Origin of the sequence: Trinickia sp. NRRL B-1857 (genome assembly GCF_050470685.1) — a bacterium.
GTDB lineage: Bacteria > Pseudomonadota > Gammaproteobacteria > Burkholderiales > Burkholderiaceae > Trinickia.
In genome coordinates, this window is sequence record NZ_JBFLUK010000001.1 from 1,059,821 (window position 1) to 1,076,746 (window position 16,926).

General features: G+C 64.2%; 12 protein-coding genes. All 12 read right to left on the reverse strand.

Going from position 1 to position 16,926, the window contains the following annotated elements; genetic code table 11:
- Positions 1-84: 84 nt before the first annotated feature.
- Entirely contained in the window at positions 85-672 is a 588-nt protein-coding gene (tssJ, locus tag AB1286_RS04625) for a type VI secretion system lipoprotein TssJ (protein ID WP_430362155.1), read from the reverse strand.
- Positions 669-2,633, reverse strand: coding sequence for a type VI secretion system Vgr family protein (locus AB1286_RS04630; RefSeq protein ID WP_430362156.1), 1,965 nt, complete (start codon positions 2,631-2,633; stop codon positions 669-671). Before AB1286_RS04630 ends, tssJ begins: the two co-directional genes overlap by 4 nt.
- Positions 2,634-2,654: 21 nt before the next feature.
- Positions 2,655-3,044 (reverse strand): DUF4280 domain-containing protein, encoded by a 390-nt coding sequence (locus tag AB1286_RS04635; RefSeq protein WP_430362157.1) that lies wholly within the window; start codon positions 3,042-3,044, stop codon positions 2,655-2,657.
- A gap of 24 nt (positions 3,045-3,068) precedes the next feature.
- On the reverse strand, positions 3,069-5,669 hold the full coding sequence (gene tssH / locus AB1286_RS04640) for a type VI secretion system ATPase TssH (protein WP_430362158.1): 2,601 nt from the start codon (positions 5,667-5,669) through the stop codon (positions 3,069-3,071).
- Complete coding sequence (tssG, locus tag AB1286_RS04645; RefSeq protein ID WP_430362159.1) at positions 5,666-6,703, reverse strand: type VI secretion system baseplate subunit TssG; 1,038 nt, start codon at positions 6,701-6,703, stop codon at positions 5,666-5,668. The genes tssH and tssG overlap by 4 nt, the downstream gene beginning before the upstream one ends.
- Positions 6,688-8,622: a type VI secretion system baseplate subunit TssF gene (gene tssF, locus AB1286_RS04650; protein ID WP_430362160.1), complete on the reverse strand. Its 1,935-nt coding sequence runs from the start codon at positions 8,620-8,622 to the stop codon at positions 6,688-6,690. The genes tssG and tssF overlap by 16 nt, the downstream gene beginning before the upstream one ends.
- The gene (gene tssE, locus AB1286_RS04655) at positions 8,619-9,146 is read right to left on the reverse strand and encodes a type VI secretion system baseplate subunit TssE (RefSeq protein WP_430362161.1); all 528 of its coding nucleotides are present in this window, start codon (positions 9,144-9,146) and stop codon (positions 8,619-8,621) included. Before tssE ends, tssF begins: the two co-directional genes overlap by 4 nt.
- Positions 9,147-9,222: 76 nt before the next feature.
- Positions 9,223-9,705, reverse strand: coding sequence for a type VI secretion system tube protein Hcp (locus AB1286_RS04660; RefSeq protein ID WP_430362162.1), 483 nt, complete (start codon positions 9,703-9,705; stop codon positions 9,223-9,225).
- Between the two features lie 86 nt (positions 9,706-9,791).
- Positions 9,792-11,309: a type VI secretion system contractile sheath large subunit gene (gene tssC / locus AB1286_RS04665; protein WP_430362163.1), complete on the reverse strand. Its 1,518-nt coding sequence runs from the start codon at positions 11,307-11,309 to the stop codon at positions 9,792-9,794.
- 24 nt (positions 11,310-11,333) lie between these two features.
- Entirely contained in the window at positions 11,334-11,891 is a 558-nt protein-coding gene (gene tssB / locus AB1286_RS04670) for a type VI secretion system contractile sheath small subunit (RefSeq protein WP_430362164.1), read from the reverse strand.
- A gap of 48 nt (positions 11,892-11,939) precedes the next feature.
- The gene (gene tssA, locus AB1286_RS04675) at positions 11,940-12,953 is read right to left on the reverse strand and encodes a type VI secretion system protein TssA (RefSeq protein WP_430362165.1); all 1,014 of its coding nucleotides are present in this window, start codon (positions 12,951-12,953) and stop codon (positions 11,940-11,942) included.
- Between the two features lie 140 nt (positions 12,954-13,093).
- Positions 13,094-16,912: a PipA/GogA/GtgA family type III secretion system effector gene (locus AB1286_RS04680; RefSeq protein ID WP_430362166.1), complete on the reverse strand. Its 3,819-nt coding sequence runs from the start codon at positions 16,910-16,912 to the stop codon at positions 13,094-13,096.
- Positions 16,913-16,926: the final 14 nt, after the last annotated feature.

Consider the following 16,926-nt stretch of genomic DNA (forward strand, 5'->3'; position numbering starts at 1 on the left):
CATTCGTTTCCCCGAGAATCGTCCAAGTCTTGCACTCGTTTCGATGGATAGGCACGAAGTCCCGATCGCCTTCTTGCGCGCATCTCATTCGCCTGTGCGGCCCATCGATTGCGATAGCTTCTGCCAGAGCGGCTTGATAAACCGCCAAATAGCCCCCTCGTCACGTGCCGGCACGCGTTGGGGGGTCGCGCTCAGTGATATGCGCTCGCCGTCGAAAGCAGCGGCGACCGCAACAAAGCGCGATGCCGTCGGATTTACATCGACGATCGCCCGCCACTCGGCCTTGTCGATACGCTGATAAGCCGCCACTACGGCGAGCGAGCGAGTGCCGGCGTCGAGCGGCTCGACGAAGCGGATACGTTCGCCCGGGCGCAACACGATCACGCTACGCGCAAGCGCCGATCGGCCGAGCACGGCTTGATCGTGGTCATAGAGTTCGAAGAACGTGGCGCGATCGAATGCATCGCGCGCCGAGAGCGCATACAGACGCACGACGAGCGGCGCCGGCCGCGCATGCGCGTCGAGATTGACAGACGACGATGCGCTCAAGGTCCATTGCGCCTGGGCTTGTTCGTGCGCGTGTTCTTGGGTACCGTCACGCGCCGTGTACGCGCATGACGTCAGCAACAGCGCGGCGGCGGCGCACGGCACGGCGATACGCAGATGTCTCATCTCGCTCCGGAGCCGTCGTCGGCTTTTTGGGGTGTGCTCGGTGCCTCAGGCGAACCGCCGGGCGCCGACCCTGCCGCGCCGCCGCTATTCAACCCGACGATCGGACCGCTCACTTGCACGCCGGCGGGCGTGATCGTGACGAAGCTGCCTCCGCACTTGAGCGTCAGCATCGCACCCGCTTCGATGACCACGCTCGCGCCGCCTTTGAGATGAACGATCTCGCCCTGAATGGCGTAGTTCACGCCGGCCGCTTGCACGATATCGACACCCGCCGACAGCGTTGCGCTCGCGCCCACTTTCACGCGCTGGCCGTGATCGACCGTCAGGTCTTGAGCGCCCACCTTGACGCGTTGCCGGCCCTCGACGATCGCGTGCGAATCCTTCCCGACCCAAGCAAGCGAATCGCGCTTCACATAGGTGTCCGCGCGTCCGCCCGTATAGAGCAAGAGCTGTAGGTTCTTATCGTCGAACCGCAACTCGTTGCGCTCCCCATCGCCGGCCAACGACGCGCTGCGAATCGTCGAGATCGATTCGTGCGCGGGCAACGCATAGGGCGGCGGATTGGCGCTGTTGTAAAGCGCGCCGACGACGATCGGACAATCGGGGTTGCCGTCGATGAACTCGACGATGACCTCCTGCCCCACACGCGGCATAAACACCATGCCCCAATTGCGGCCGGCCCATCCTTGCGCCACGCGTACCCAGCAACGATGCAGACGTTTGTCGGCCGAAGGCGGGTCGAGCTGCTCCCAGTGGAACTGCACTTTGACGCAACCGTGCTGCTCGGTCGCCATTTCGTCGCCGTCGGGAGCGACCACGCATGCGCTTTGCACGCCCGCCTGCGGACGAGGCGTCACGCGTGCAGCTCGAAACGGGTAACGGCTCGGCAACGCGTCGAACGTGCAATGGAAAACGGGCGCCTCGCGCTGCGCGGCGTTGGGACTGGGTATATGATCGCCGACGCGAATTCGGTAGTGCGCCTGCGTGACGAGGTAGGCGCCGTTCTGGTCCGCACGCGGGTGGCCGGTCAACGTGATGAGCCGGCCCGAGGCGATCGCCCGCGCCGTCGCCGCTCCGGTCGCACATGCGCTTGCCGCCTGCGATGCATCGATGCGTGCCTGCGCCAAGCGGCGCCCATCGTCCTGCGAGCGGTAGTGCGTCTCGTATTCGGCCTTCACGTAGCGGCGTTCGCCTGCATCGGCCGATGCGCGCGCAACGAGCGCCTGCTGCTGTGCGCTCGCCTTCGCATTCTTGAAGTCGAACGCGGTCAGCTCGGCCGTGCCGGTCGTCAAACGCTGCTCGAAACGCCAGCGATAAATCGATTCCGAAAGCGGCCATGCGTCCATCCGCACGTCGGAAAACGGAATCGCTCCGCTATGGGCCGGCGTGCTCGGCGCATCGGCCAGCACCACCCGGTCGCGCCCATCTTCGTGTTCGAAAAAGTAATAGATGCCGTCGCGCTCGAGCAGGCGGCTCACGAAATCGAAGTCGCTCTCGTTGTACTGGGCGCAATGGTCGAGCGTCGGGTAGCGGCCAGCGCACGTGTTTCTGAAGTCGACGCCGTAGTCGGCCAACACAGTCTCGACGATCTCGAGCACCGTACGCCCGTGAAAGAAGCGGCAATGCGTGCCGCACGTCAGCAGCCACATCGTCGGCCTAACGATCGCCTCGTAGCGAACGAGCCCATGCCGGCCTTCGCCCGCGCCCGGCTCGACGATCGAGAAGCCGGCGACGATGCCGTTGAATTCGCGCACGCGCTCCTTAGCGTCCAATGAAATGGACAAACGCGTACCGAGCAGCGCGTCCGCCCCGAGATCGGCCCGCTCGCTAAGCAGCACGGTGCGCATTTCGAACAGGCGCGAGATCGCGTCGGAGCCGCTAGCCGACGACAGGACCAGCGTATCGTCGCCCAGCGCGGTGGTGACCCGCGCAGCACGCTGTGCTTGGAGTGAAGGGGGCATCGAATACCTCGCGTTAGCTCGTTACGGCACGAGCGTGTGGACCGTGCCGGCCAATGCGACGACGATGCTGCCGCCGAACGCGCAAAGGCAGACGCTGGCGTTCGTCAGCGCCGGCAGGCCGCCGATCAGCACCGTCGGGGCACCGGGCAGCCACGGCGCCTCGGTTTGCGGCAGGCACGGCGCCGGCGTCAGAACGCCCATCGCCGCCGCCGTCGCGGCCGCGACGGCGGGATTCGCAGGTGACGTGCACAGACCGAACGTCGGAATATTGACGAGCGGCGCGTGATCCATGATCGTCGCCGCGGGGCGCGATTCGATTAAGACGCGCGCCTGAGGCAAGACCACGAGCGCGGTAGGCGCCGCGCCGAACGAGCACGTCAGTTCGGCGCCGGCGACGACGGGTTGCGACATATCGGACTCCTTTCTCGCGAAATGTCACGGCTCGATGCGGCAGCCGAATTCGCCGTCTTCGACGGACAGCGTCATCCGCGCAGGCTTATCTTGTTGCGCTCGCCGACACAGCAAGGCTTGGCCGATTTCGGGCAAGATAGCCTCGGCGATCGCCGCGTCGATAAGCCGGGCGCCGCTTTCGCGCTCGGCGCACCGATCGACGATCGCAGCCACGACCGCCTCGTCGTAGGCAAGCGTCGCGCCATGCTCCGTCCGCACTTGTTCGCGCAGCCGCTCGAGCTGCGCTCGCACGATCGAGAACAACGTTTCGTCCGAAAGCGGCAAGTAGGGGATCGTGGTCATACGCGCCAGCAGCGCCGCCGGAAATACCGAGAGCAACGCGTCGCGCAGAGGCGAGCGCAGCGCGTCGAGGGCGGCGGCCGCTGCCCCACCCGCTTCATGCCACGCCTGCAAGATGCGCTCGTCACCCAGGTTCGTCGTAAGCAGAATCAGCGTGTTGCGAAAATCCACGATGCGACCCTGCCCGTCCTCCATCCAGCCTTTGTCGAATACTTGATAGAACAGCGCATGGACGTCGCGGTGCGCCTTCTCGATCTCGTCGAGCAGCACGACGCAGTACGGCTTACGCCGAACGGCATCGGTCAACGCGCCGCCTTCGCCGTAACCGACGTAGCCGGGCGGCGCGCCTTTCAGCGTCGAAACCGAATGCGCCTCCTGATACTCGCTCATGTTGAACGTAATGAGATTGCGCTCGCCGCCATAGATTGCCTCGGCCAGCGCTTGCGCTGTTTCCGTCTTGCCGACGCCGGACGGCCCCGCGAGCAGGAAGACGCCGAGCGGTCGCCCCGGCCGCTGCAACCCCGCACGCGCGGATCGCACGCGTCGCGCGATCCGCGCCGTGGCGTGGGCTTGGCCGACGATCCGTTCATCGAGACGCGCGGCCAAGCCGAGGACAGTATCGACTTCGTCGCGAAGCATGCGGCGCACGGGAATGCCGGTCCAATCTTGAACCACGGATGCAACGGCTTGCTGGTCGACGTTCGCCACGACGAGCGGCGTTTCCCCTTGTTGCTCACACAGTTCCGATTCGAGGCGCGCAAGCTCGGCGCGGCGCGCGTCGTCCGGGCCGCTTGCATCGTCGAGCGCCGCGCGCAACGACAGCACATCGGCAACTCGGCGTGCCTGGCTTTGCCAGCGCCGCTCAAGCTCGGCCGCTTCCTCCCGCTGCTCACCAAGCGCTTGTTCGATCTGCGTCACGCGCATCGGCTCGCCACGGCCGAGCGCTCGCTCGCGCGATACGGCGCGATACTCCGCTGTGAGCGTTGCGACGCGCTCGCGCGCATGATCGAGCAGCGGCGGAACGGCATCGCGACTGGCTGCGACACGCGCGCAAACCGTATCGAGCAAACTCACCGCTTTATCGGGCAATTGCCGGTCGTTGATATAGCGATGACTGAGCGCAACGGCAGCATGTAACGCCTCCTCCAGTACCAGCACGCCATGATGCGCCTCCATCGCCGGCGCAACCGCCCGCAACATGGCGAGCGCGCGCGCCTCGTCGGGCTCGGCGATCGATACGGGCTGGAAACGCCGCGTGAGCGCCGGATCTTTTTCAATGTGACGTTTGTATTCGGCCCAAGTGGTGGCGGCGATCGTGCGCAACGAGCCGCGCGCCAACGCGGGCTTGAGCAGATTCGCCGCATCGCCGGTGCCCGCGGTGCCGCCGGCGCCGACCAACGTATGCGCTTCGTCGATGAACAGAATCACGGGCGGTTGCGCCGCCTGGACTTGTTCGACGATCTGCCACAACCGCGCTTCGAACTCGCCCTTCGCGCCCGCGCCGGCCTGTAGCAATCCGATATCGAGCGAGCGCAGCGAAACCCCACGCAGCGCCTCGGGCACCTCGCCCGCGACGATTCGCTGAGCTAGCCCTTCGACGATCGCGGTCTTGCCGACCCCGGCATCGCCCGTCAACAGCGGGTTGTTTTGTCGACGTCGCAGCAAGATATCGATGACCTGGCGAATCTCCTCATGCCGCCCCACGACGGCATCGAGCTTGCCGTCGCGGGCCAGCGCAGTCAGATCGACGGTGTAGCGCGCGAGCGCGTCCGATTCGGGCAAGGTTGCGTCGCGCGTATCGGTCGCTGCTTCCGGCGAGGTTGCCGCGACGTGCTCGAAAGCGCGCGCGCACGCGCCCTCGTCGAGCCGCGCGAGCGAGGGCGCGTGCGCGGTCAACATGCGCCGAAGCGTCGGCGTGGCGACGATGCCGATCAGCAGATGGCCCGTGCGGACCTGCTGAGCGCCGTACATGAGCGATGCATAAATCCAGCCGCGCTCCGCCGCTTCCAGCACGTCGTTCGACAAGTCGATCGTTTGTCCGGCACGGCTCGGCAACCGATCGAGCGAGCGCTCCAGTTCATGTCCGAGCAAGGTGGTGTCGATATCGAAAAACGACGCGATACGCCGTAAGTCGGAATCGTCATGCCGGACGATTTGCAGGACCCAGTGCGCCAATTCCACGCGCCCATGGCCGCGGGCCTTGCCCAACGCGGTGCCGCTTTCGACGGCTCGATAGGCCAGCGCCCCCAATCTGCCGAACAGTGCGGCGCGACTCAGTTCAGTCATGAAGCTTGTTCCTTACTCAGTGTCCTAACTAGTTCGATATCGCCGCGAAAGCGCAACGCGGGAGCGGCCCCGACCGAGCGCGTCGATCCGAGCCACGTATGCCGCGCAAGCCGCGTCTTCGCGCCGAGACGCATAGCCGGCGCGGCATCGTGCGTGAGCCTCAATTCGAGTTCGAAATCCTGCGTGGGCCCGGCATAGAGGCGAACCCATTGCGCCATGCGCCGCAGCCGAGCCGTACCGGGCTGGAGACGTTCGCATTGCGCGGCGCTTAGCGGGCCGATGACGACGCGAAACTTCTGCTGCCGGTCCCATACGCGGCGCCCCAATACGTATCCGGCGCCAAGCGTGCCGCGATGGCGCGGGCCGAGCCGCACGCCCGCCGTTTCGGGTAGCGGCAGCCATTGCCCGACGAACGACTCGATACGCACCGGTACGTCGAACTCGTCAGACAGCAACGCCGCGAGACCGGACGCATGGCGACGGCGGTCGCCCAGCAATCCCGCCGCACCGAGCCGCGCGCCGTCCCCGATGGCCGAGTGCGGCTCCGAGCCGGCCTCCTCGAGGCCGAGGCCGCACACGCTGCGCACGTAGGTGGCAAACCGGTCGTCGCCCGCGCGATCCAAACCGATGACCGGTTGCGCGTCGGCCCAAGCGCGGTATAGCAAGCTCGACATCCGGTGCTGAAACATGTCGAGAAAGCGCTCGAACGTGCGGTCTTGCCGATGGAGCGCGCGCGCGCGAACGTATTCGGTCAAGTGCAGCGGCATCGGCCCATCGGGTCCGAGCAGCCCGAAATCCAATGCCAGGCGCGCCGGCCGGGTGCTATCGCCCGGTTCGTATGACATCACCTGCGCCGAACTGAAACGCAAATGCGCGTCATGCCCGAGGCGAATCGGCTCGAGCGCCGCCTTGTTGCCGCGGCCCAAGCGGGCATGTCCGGGGTGGGCGCACTCGATCAGCCGCAACGCCTGGAACGATTGGAATTGCTTGGCATCCCGAAGCAATCTTTCGAGGCGAATCAAAGGATCTCGCATCGCCCCGCCTTCGCCGGATACCGGGTAACGATCGATCGCGCGGGCGTGCACACCACGGTCTCGGCGAATTGATTGATCGGCATGTACTCCGCGAGCGCCACGGCCAGCACTGTCCCGAGCAGCGAAGCGCGCGCACCGGCTTGGGCACGCTCGTCGAACGTCAGCACGATTTCCAGACCTCGCCCATAACAAACCGGCCCAGGCAGCGGCAGGCGCCGCGTGATCGTTTTCGCGCTCGCCTTTTGCAACGAAGCGATTTGGTGCCGTCCCACCGCATCGTCGGCGGGACACAACGCGGCCAGCCATTGCCGCAACGCGCGGGCATCGTCCGCGCCCGATGACGGCGCGGCGCCGTTCGCCCCGCCCGAGCCTACGCCGGCAAGCAATGGGAGGCGGCTCGTCGAAAGCATGTCGAGCAAATGCCATAGGTTCGCCGGCTCAGCAAGCGCCGGCCGCGGAGCCGTAGGCCCCGCCAGACAACGAATGTGCTCCACCGCTTGCAATTCGCTATCACCCGTGAAGTCGGTCGCGCCGACGCCTACCGGCATCGATAACGGCAAATCTCGATTCGTGCAAAGTACGTCCGCGCCGAGCTGCCGCAAATCGGCCCGATACGGGGCCTCGTTCGGCGTCACGAGAGCCGCGAACACCTCCGTGCCCGCATAGCGCGAGCGCGCGCCGCGCATGCGCTCGCTCGACGAAAGCAAACGCGGGGCTCGACGCATTTGGAAATAGCCCGGCGCGCGCCCCCCCTCGCCCGGGTCGCGCGCTCGATAAAACGGGGCGAACCTTTGCGGTGCGGCATCCCCCGCCGCATAGCCGTCGATTCCTTCGATCGAAAAGACTTCGAAATCGAGCGGCCGCGTTCGATCGACGACGACGTGGTGCTCGAACCGCCGCTCATCGATCGCAATCCGGTCCGCACGACGCGGAAACAAGTTGATGGCCGGCGTGCAATGCAGCGCGAAGCTCGATGCGTCGACGCTCGTTTGCAATGTCGCGTCATACGCGTCGAGCAACAGCAGGACCTCGAACATGACCTTATCGGCGTCGCCGCCTTCGCCTATCACCGCGGCGAGTTCGTCCAAATGCGCCAACTCGACGAACGCATATCGCTCGGGAAACGCAAAATATTCGCGCAGCACACGGCATCCGCGATAGGTGGCGCTTGGCGCGGATAACAGCGCCTCCGCATCGTCGAATCCTTTCGCCTGCACGCAACGCAACGGAAGCGGCACATAGCGGGCAGTTCGACCGTTCCCGATACGCAAGGCGGCCGCCGCGCAATGACCCGCCATCCGCAGATGGAGCAGTTCCGCCACGCCCTCGCTGCCGCGCAGATAAAGCGGCACGCGATCGAGCAATCGCGTCGTCGCCTGCGCCGCCGGTCCCCACTCGAAGCGCAGCGTCAGCACCGCCTTCGGCGCGGCGTCCAGCCGAGGCATCCAACCCTGCGGCAGGCAATCGAATCCGCGATAGTCGGCATGCGCAAGTCGCAGCGGCAACAGCGTCAATGCGTGCGCGGTCCGATACTCGCAACGCGTCGTCCCGTCGCGATCGAGCTGGCTCGACAGTGCCGTACCACGCGGCACGGCGATGCCGCGCGCGAGCGCCGGATGCGTGCGATCGGGCTCGACTTGGACGACGGCCATAGACGGTGTCGGTGCGAGCAGGCCCGGATAAATCATCTCGGCAAGGTGCTGCGTGAACCGCGGAAACTGCGCGTCCATCTGCATGCGGACCCGCGCGGCCAGAAAGCTGAACCCCTCCAGCAGCCGTTCGACATACGGGTCGGCGCACTCGAACGCGTCGAGTCCCAGACGCGAGGCGACTTTCGGAAACGCTTGCGCGAACTCCCCACCGAGCTCGCGTAGATGGCGCAATTCGTCCTCGTAATACGCCAGCAACGCGTCGTTCATGCCGCACTCACCGACACGCCCGAGTCGGCCCCCTCGATGATGCGCGCCTGTCCCGACTCCAGATCGAGCTCGGTCCTGAAGTAGAGCCGTTCGGGATACGGCTGCGCCCACAGATCGGCCTCCACGAGAAACGCGACTTGCGCGTGCATCGATGCTTGATCGGTTTCGAACGGGACAACCCGCAACGTCCCCGCAACGATGCGGGGCTCGAAGCGCGTAATCGTGCGTTCGATTTCCTGCCCCAATGCGCAGACGTTCAGGCTTGAGCGCACCGTTCCCGTGACGTCGCGCAATCCGTAGTTGAGGACCGAAGCCGCCGCGAGCGGGTGGGCATCGAGCGAGGCGCACCCATACAAAGCATGCGCGTTGAGCAAACTCGACAGATCGCGCAAAACACTCGCGCGCAACTGCTTCGTCGTCATGACGCGTCGCTCGCGCGGCTCGGCGCGCTCATGGGGCGCATCGTCGGACAATCGATCGAGCAACGCCGGCTGCAAGCGGTCTCGGCTCGTGAGTTCTGCCATGGGAAGTCGAAGCGTTGCAATCGCGGATGATGCGAGCGGCGCCGAGCAAGGGCCGGCGCCGCTCGCCGCCAGTGTTTTACGACACCTTCTTCGTCAGGACGTCGAAGCCGGTCTTGCCCTTCGAAACAAGCGCACCCGTCGCCGTGTTCTGCGAGAAATACTCGCGCTCGATCTTCTCGAACGTCAGCTCCAGGTGCTCGCTCGTACCTTCCGCGTGGTACGTATGGATGCGCGCGTTCGTCAGCGTGACGACGACGAACGGCTTAGGCGAGTTTTCACCGTCGGCCTTATAGTCCTTCAACGTCACGGTCCCGATCGGCTTGCCGCTATAGAATTGCGCCTCGATCTTCGGTGTCGATCCGCATACCATCTTGGTCACGCTGACGGGCGAGACGTAGGCTGCGCCGCTTCCCGACAAACCAGGCCCGCGCCCTTCCATCGGAATAGCCGCATCGAACGAAAAACTGAGCACGTCCATTTCATTGCTGGCACCGTCGACTTGCGATTCACCGTCAATGCCGGTCATCTTCATCGTCTTGACGATATTGTCGTAACTCATTAGGACTCCTATTGATGCATCAAAACTTCCCGCGCCGCATGCGCAACATGCATATGAAGCGACGGGTCCGGAAACTTAAGCGAAATTCACTCGCCGCCGACAACCGGCAGCTTGCTCACGAGCCGCAGCGACACGGTCAAACCCTCGAGCTGATAGTGCGGCTTCAAATAAAAGCGCGAGGTGTAATAGCCGGGGCTTCCGGGCACCTCTTCGACGACGACCGACGCGTCGGCTAGCGGCTTCGACGCTTTCGTTGCCTCGGAGGAGTGGCTCGGCATACCGTCGACATAGGTCATGACCCATTGATACAGCCACCGCTGCATCTCGTCTTTGGTTTTGAACGATCCGATCTTGTCGCGGGCGATGCACTTCAAGTAATGAGCAAAACGGCTACACGCGAAGAGGTAAGGCAAGCGTGCCGCCAACATCGCATTGGCCGTTGCCTCCGGGTCGTCGTACTCGGCGCTCTTGTGCAGCGACTGCGCGCCGATGAACGCGGCCATGCCCGAGTGCTTCATATGGACGAGCGGCAAAAAGCCTGCTTTCGAGAGTTCCGCTTCGCGGCGATCGCTGATGCCGATCTCGGTCGGACACTTGGCGTCCACGCCGCCGTCGTCGGTCGGAAAGACATGCACGGGCAGGCCTTGCACTGCCCCGCCCGACTCGACGCCGCGAATGCGCGAGCACCAGCCGTAATCCTTGAACGAACGGTTGATGTTCGCGGCCATCGCATAGGCCGCGTTTGCCCACGTGTAGCGGCTGCTGTCGCCTTCGGCCGTATCTTCCTCGAACGCGAACGCATCGACGGGATTGCTGGCGGCGCCATACGGCGCGCGCGCCAAAAAGCGCGGCAGCGCGAGGCCGATATAGCGCGAGTCCTCCGACTCGCGCAACGCCCTCCATGCCGCGTGCTCCGGCGTTTGGAAGAGCTTGGCGATGTCGCGGGGATTGGCGAGTTCCTGCCATGACTCCATCAACATCACGGCCGGCGAGGCGCCCGAAATGAAAGGCGCATGCGCCGCGGCACAGATCTTGGCCATTTGCGCAAGCAGATCGACGTCCGGGCCGCTGTTGTCGAAATAGTAGTCGGCCACAAGCGCGCCGAACGGATGTCCGCCGAATTGCCCATACTCTTCTTCGTAAAGCTTTTTAAAGAGCGGACTTTGATCCCACGCGGAGCCTTTGTATTTCTTGAGCGTCTTGTACAGCTCGGCTTTCGAAATGTTCATGACGCGCAGTTTCAACTGCTCGTCGGTCTCCGTATTGCTGACGAGATAGTGCAGACCGCGCCAAGCGCTTTCGACCCGCTGAAACGCCGAACAATGCAGGATTTCGTTGATCTGCTCGGTCAGCTTCAGATCGATCGCCGCGATCAAGGCTTCGACCGTGCCGGTCACATCGGCCGAGATGCAGGCCGTATCGACCAACGCTTGCTCGGCCAGCGTTCGCACGGCCTGCTCGACTGCCACTTGGGCGTCGTCCGTTCTCGGTTTGAACGCCTTGTGCAGCAGCGCGCCGAAATCGTCATGGTCGACGGACTCCGCCACGACGTGTCCGCTGGCCGCCGCCGGTTGCATCTGGGTGGCTGCTCTGAGCTCTGACATGGTGAGTGATCCTCAATGCGTGAATTAGGTGCCGGGCAGCGCATCGGTACCGGTTGCGGTATCGGATGCAGCAGCCTCGGTTTCGGCGGTGGCGTTGGGGCTGGCGCATAGCGTGTGCATCAACGCTGGATCGGCCAGCACCTGCGCGACGAGCGCTTCGGCATCGACCTTGCCGTCCATGTAGGTCAGCAGATTCGCCAAATGTGCGCGCGCTTCGAGCAGACGTCGAAGCGGCTCGACGCGGCCTGCAAGCGCGGCCGGCGAAAAGTCGTCCATCGATTCGAAGGTCAGGTCGATTCCGAGCTGGCCCTCGCCCGTCAGCGTGTTCGGGATCATTGCGGCGACGCGAGGCTTCATCGCCTTCAGACGCTCATCGAAATTCTCGCTATCGATCTCGAGAAACTGCCGTTCCGCGACGGGTAGTTGCGGCAGCGTCGATTGACCGGACAACTCGGCCATGACGCCCATCACGAACGGAAGGTTGACCTTCTTTTGCGCGCCGTACACCTCGACGTCGTATTCGATTTGCACGCGCGGTGCACGCGTGCGGCCCAAGAACTTTTGGCTGCTTTCGTTAGTCATGCAAACGACCTCTCCTCTGGTTCGCTCAAACAAAAAATGCCGGCTCGATCACGATTGCGCCGAACCCGCCCAGTGCCTCGCTTGTTCGATGCCGGCCGGCGTTAGATCGGCCACGAGATCGGTAAAGCGCATTCCCACGAGCGAGCGAGCGCGATGCAACAAAATCGGAACGGGACTGGACGGCTCGGCAATGGCGTAATACGCGCACAGGCGCTCGAGCGTGCGGATGACGTCGTCGCGATCCGCGATCCGGCCGGTGTCGCGCTGCACCGGCACACTCGACGACGGCTCGCCCGTCGCGCCCTCGAGCGCCGCTCGAGCCGGGTGCCGCGCGAGTTGCATACCGACGGCCCGCTTCGCATGCCCGAGCACAAGTTCGAGCGCCGCTAACGTCACGGCGCAGCGATGGCCAACCCGCTCGTTCAGTTGCGCATCGATGCGCTTGAGCGACGACTCGGCATTAGCGAGCGCATCGTGGATGGCCGTCACCTCATCGATCGATGCGGCCGCGAATGCGGCATCGATCGGTGCCGTGGCGATCGGCGGTGAATCCGAGCTCGATTCCTCCGCCGCCCGCTCGATGTCGTCCAGACTCACTGGGCCATGCCCCGTGGAAACGATTAGCGGCGCCACTTTCAGGTCACGCACGAAGCCGGTCTTTTCGTCGAGCGAAAGCAACGTATTGATCCGTGCGGTCGGATCGAGATCGTCATCGGTGTCGAGCTGCGGATGCAACGCGTCCCAGTAGCGCGCGAGCAGGCCTTCGATCAAGGCGAGGCCCTCCGCAATCGCCGCGGCGCCGTGGAGCGCGACAAGCGAGCGCGTGAGCCATACGGCCAAGCGCAAGTCGCGGCTTTGAGTCATCAAATCGAGCGTCGCCGCCTTGACGCGCCGCCAGTCCGCCTCGACAGCGGCGACGTGCATGCTGCCGTACTGCACCTCGGGGCTGCCCTCGAGTGCGCGTGCGGCCTCGAGGAAGGCCGGCGAATATTCGAGGTCGGGGCCGCAAGGGGATCCGGCATCGATCGGTTGCAGCAGCAGCGGGACGTCGATGAGAGTCATGTCGAGTCGTGGAAATCAAGCGATCGAAGCATGCGGCGGATACGAGGTGCGATCTGAATCGGGCCGCTACCGCCGGGCTTCTAACAAGGACTCAATTGTTGGCCTTATCGCGCAGACCCTCATCCTGAAAATTCTTAGTCTTAGGACGAGATAACCGTTTGCAAGTACAGATCCTCCGCCGTCGCATTGCGCATCGCCGACGTCTGGCGTGCGATGAGTTGCGCCTCTGCCGCGACGTCGCCCGATCCCACGAGTGCGGAGACGAGTTGGCGCGGATAGTTGAAACCGGCCTCCTTCAAGACGCGATCGGTCAGGTAGACTGCCGCGCCACGGTTCGCGTCGGCGAGCGCCTTCGGTACCTTGCCGAGCCCGGTCACCGCGCAGATCATCTGGTATGCGAGCTTACGCTCGAGCTCGACCTCTTTTAGTCCCGATGCCGTGAGATAACGCAAGCCGTCATTGACGACATAGATCTTTTTTGCGGGTTCGACGACGCCATGCGCACGACCGCCCGGCGAAAGCGCCTGAAAATCGATATCGCCTTCGAGCACGAACTTCCATGGGTCGGCACGCGAGGCTTCGTTCACCGGCATCTTGTCGAACATGCGTCGGAACGTGACGCTCCGGTGGTAAAGGCGGCCGTAAAAGTCGGTGATGACCAGGGCGTCCCCGGCGAACTCGGGCGTCATCGTCCGGTTTTGCACGTAAAAGCCGAAGTTCTCATCGAACTTCTCTTTGAACGTGCTCCACGAGAGGAACACTTCATCGTCCACGGCCTCGATCTCGTCGAGCGCGGCCTTCGTACCGGCAACCGTCAGACGCGACGAGACCGGCGCGCCCGCAACACGGGTCTCGGCTGCGATGGCGCCGCGCTTGGCGTCGACAAGCGTATCCAAATATCCGTTCTCTTTCGCGGCGAGGCGTGCGGCCTGCTTTGCGTTGTACTCGACGGTTTGGTCCACCGGCGTATCCGTCGTCGCGTTGCTGCGGCGATACATGACTTGCTCGGGAATTTCGTAGCCGGCCTCGCTCAAAATCTTATCGGTCAGATAAACGACCGGCCCGCGATTGCGTAAGTCGAATGCGCGCTCCGGATCTCGCCCCCCCGTCAATGCGTGAATCATTTCGTGCAGATAGGCTTGCTCCCGCGTCATCGTTTGCGAGCCGCCGGCGGACATATACGGCATCGCGGCGATGTCGGCATCGTTCGGCATATAGATGCGCTTGTGCTCGAAGTCCGTATAGGCCTTGCGCGGCGAACCGAGCGGCCCGGCCTCGCCTATCACGAACTCCCACTTCTTCCAGCCGTTCGCCGTTGCATTGCTCGCCCGCGAGTCCAATACCGCGTGTCGATTGAACAGCCGTCGGAACGTTCCGCTCGATTCGTAGAGATCGTCGTAAAACGACCTCGCATCGAACCGCGACGTGTTGGCCGGGGGGGCGCGCAAGACGAACGAGTCGGAAAAACAGATATCGAATTCGCGCAGCGCCATATCGTCGGCACGCTCGAGCAGCGCGGCCACGCCTTGGACGGTCATTCGATCTTGCGTCCACGCGCCGCGTGCCGTCGGTTCGCCGAGTCGAGGATGCGCCTCGCGCACATAGCCCTTCCCTGTGCGAGGATCGATGTCGATAGCCGGCGCGTCGGGGACCCGTTGGCGCGTACGCCAATCGACCTCGAAGAAGGCATCGCCGTCGCGAGCGATCGGTATGATTCGATCCTCGAGGTCGAGATGCACGACGTCGTAGTTGCGCCAGCGTATGCTGCGGTTCTCGCGTGCTTGTCGTGCGAGGTCGCGCAAGGGTTCGGGAACATTGGCGTCGGGCCGCGAGATGTGCACCGGATCGGCGCTCATGACGAGCATCTCATGATGGCCCGCGACATTGAACTGCGACGCGTCGACGCGTCCAAGCACGCGTCGCAGCCTCGGCACGACCGGATGCGTTGCCCGCGAGCGTCCGCCCCCTGCCCCTGTCGACAGATCGAACAGGTCGGCACCTAGAAAGAACAATCCGAAGGCGGCGCGCGCCGCATCGCGATGGCGCACGCCCTCCTCGATGTTATAGACGGGCCCGAGGATCGGCACGGTATTGATCCACGTCTCGAACCCTCGCACGAGCGCCCGGTGCGATTCCGTTTCGACGGCCAGGTTGCCGGCGATTTCGTTCGCGACCCGGCCCACCGTCTCGGGCGATACCGGCATCGACTTCCCGCGCAGGCGCTCCTTGGCCGCGGCTACGACCCACGGCTGCATAGACAGTCGTTCGTTGAAGGCCACCTCTTCGCGCTGGAGTTCGTCGCGCGGCGTGAGGTGGGTACGATCGGGCAGCACCATCGAGGACCCGATCAAACCCACCCAATCGGCCCTATCGAGAAATTCGTCGGCGAGATCGCCGAATGCGTTTTTGATCAGGTTCGGATTGTCGCCCGAGATCGCATAGTGCCGGCCATCGAATATCGCCGCGTCGCTCATGCCCGCGCGGCGCAAAACAGCGATCGCCGCTTGGCGTCGATCGAACGCCGGCGGCGCGCCGTAGGCGAGGAGCAACCGCTCGTTCGCATACTCGATGACGGCAGCCGCGCGCGCGTCGAAATCCCCGCCGACGAGCCGATTAGGCGTAAGCACCCCCGTCTCCTTGACCTGCCGTGCGAAGCCGGCGATCGGGCTGCTGTCGTCGTCGGCGGCCACCCTCAACGCTTCGAACAACGCCAAGAACGCCTGTGACCGGCGTGCCGGATCGACATCCTTCCAACTGCCTCCCAGCGGGGCCCATGCCGACAAAAAGCGGCCCACCCATTCGGCGGGTTGGCTGTCGCCGTTTACCATCGAATCCAGCACGCGGTCATTGACCTGGTTTTCGTAGAGCAAATTCAACTGCTCGTTCGAAAGCACTTCGAATCCGCTAGCGCGAGCCAGATGCGCCGCGAACAGCAAACGCGGATGATAGGGATAGGCGTTGCCGCCGATCCACTCGCTTTCTTGTTTCGCGAAAGCGCTAACGACGTCCGCCTCTTTGCCGTATTCCTTGGCGGCGGCCTCGTTGTATTGCTCGATTCGCAACAGCGCCGTCGCCATGGAGTGAGCCGGTGAGCCGATCGCAAACTTCGTCGATTCGCTCATTTCCTCGAACTTGCGCGCGAGCAACGTCCTTCGCTCGCCTTTCGTCAGCGAAGCCAGTGTAGGAGCTGACCAGACTTCTTCTTGGTCGATAAGATCGTCGAACGATTTGCCGCGTGCGTTACGCAACGCGAAACCGTCGAAGTAAGGCACCGTTTGTTTGAAGGACGGACTCGGCACGAACAGCGCGTCCAGCGCACGGCGTATCGGATAGTCGGTGCCTAGTGCGCGCATAAAGGCAGCGCGCAGTTCCGCCAAGGTCGCGCAGGGCCGATCGTTCGATGTGGCCGTGCCCGAAGTGTCAACGGGCACTTGCGGCCGTTGCAATCGCTCATAGAGAACAGCCGCTTCGTCCAACACCGCTTCATCGGCCAAAAGCGACGGATCGAGCGTAGTCGTGAACGCATCGGGGATCACGCGCCGGCGATGGTGCGCCACGGCGCACAGCAAATCGCTCGGGCGGTCGGCATAGCGCCGAGCCTTGCTTTCATCGACCCATGCCGACAACGCGACGTTCAACCGTTCCAGGATCGCTGCGTCCCGCGACGCAACGGTCGACGCTGTCGGCGCGGACGATAAGCCCGCGCCGGCCGTCAGCGCGAGCCCATCGGCCAATGCGCGGCGCAATCGCCGCTCGATCGTCGACGCAGCCGCCCTATGTGCCGCTTCGTCTTGACCTTGCGCGACGCCCTCGGGTGCTTGTCGTGTCGGCGTGCCCGCATTCGACCAGCGTCCTTCGTCAACGGCACGATCGCCGCCAAGCGTCGTCTCGGCGCGTTCGATATCGATCGAACCGCGCTGAACCGAACCGCTCGTCGGCCACCTGACTACCATCCCCATAGCTATGCTCCGCT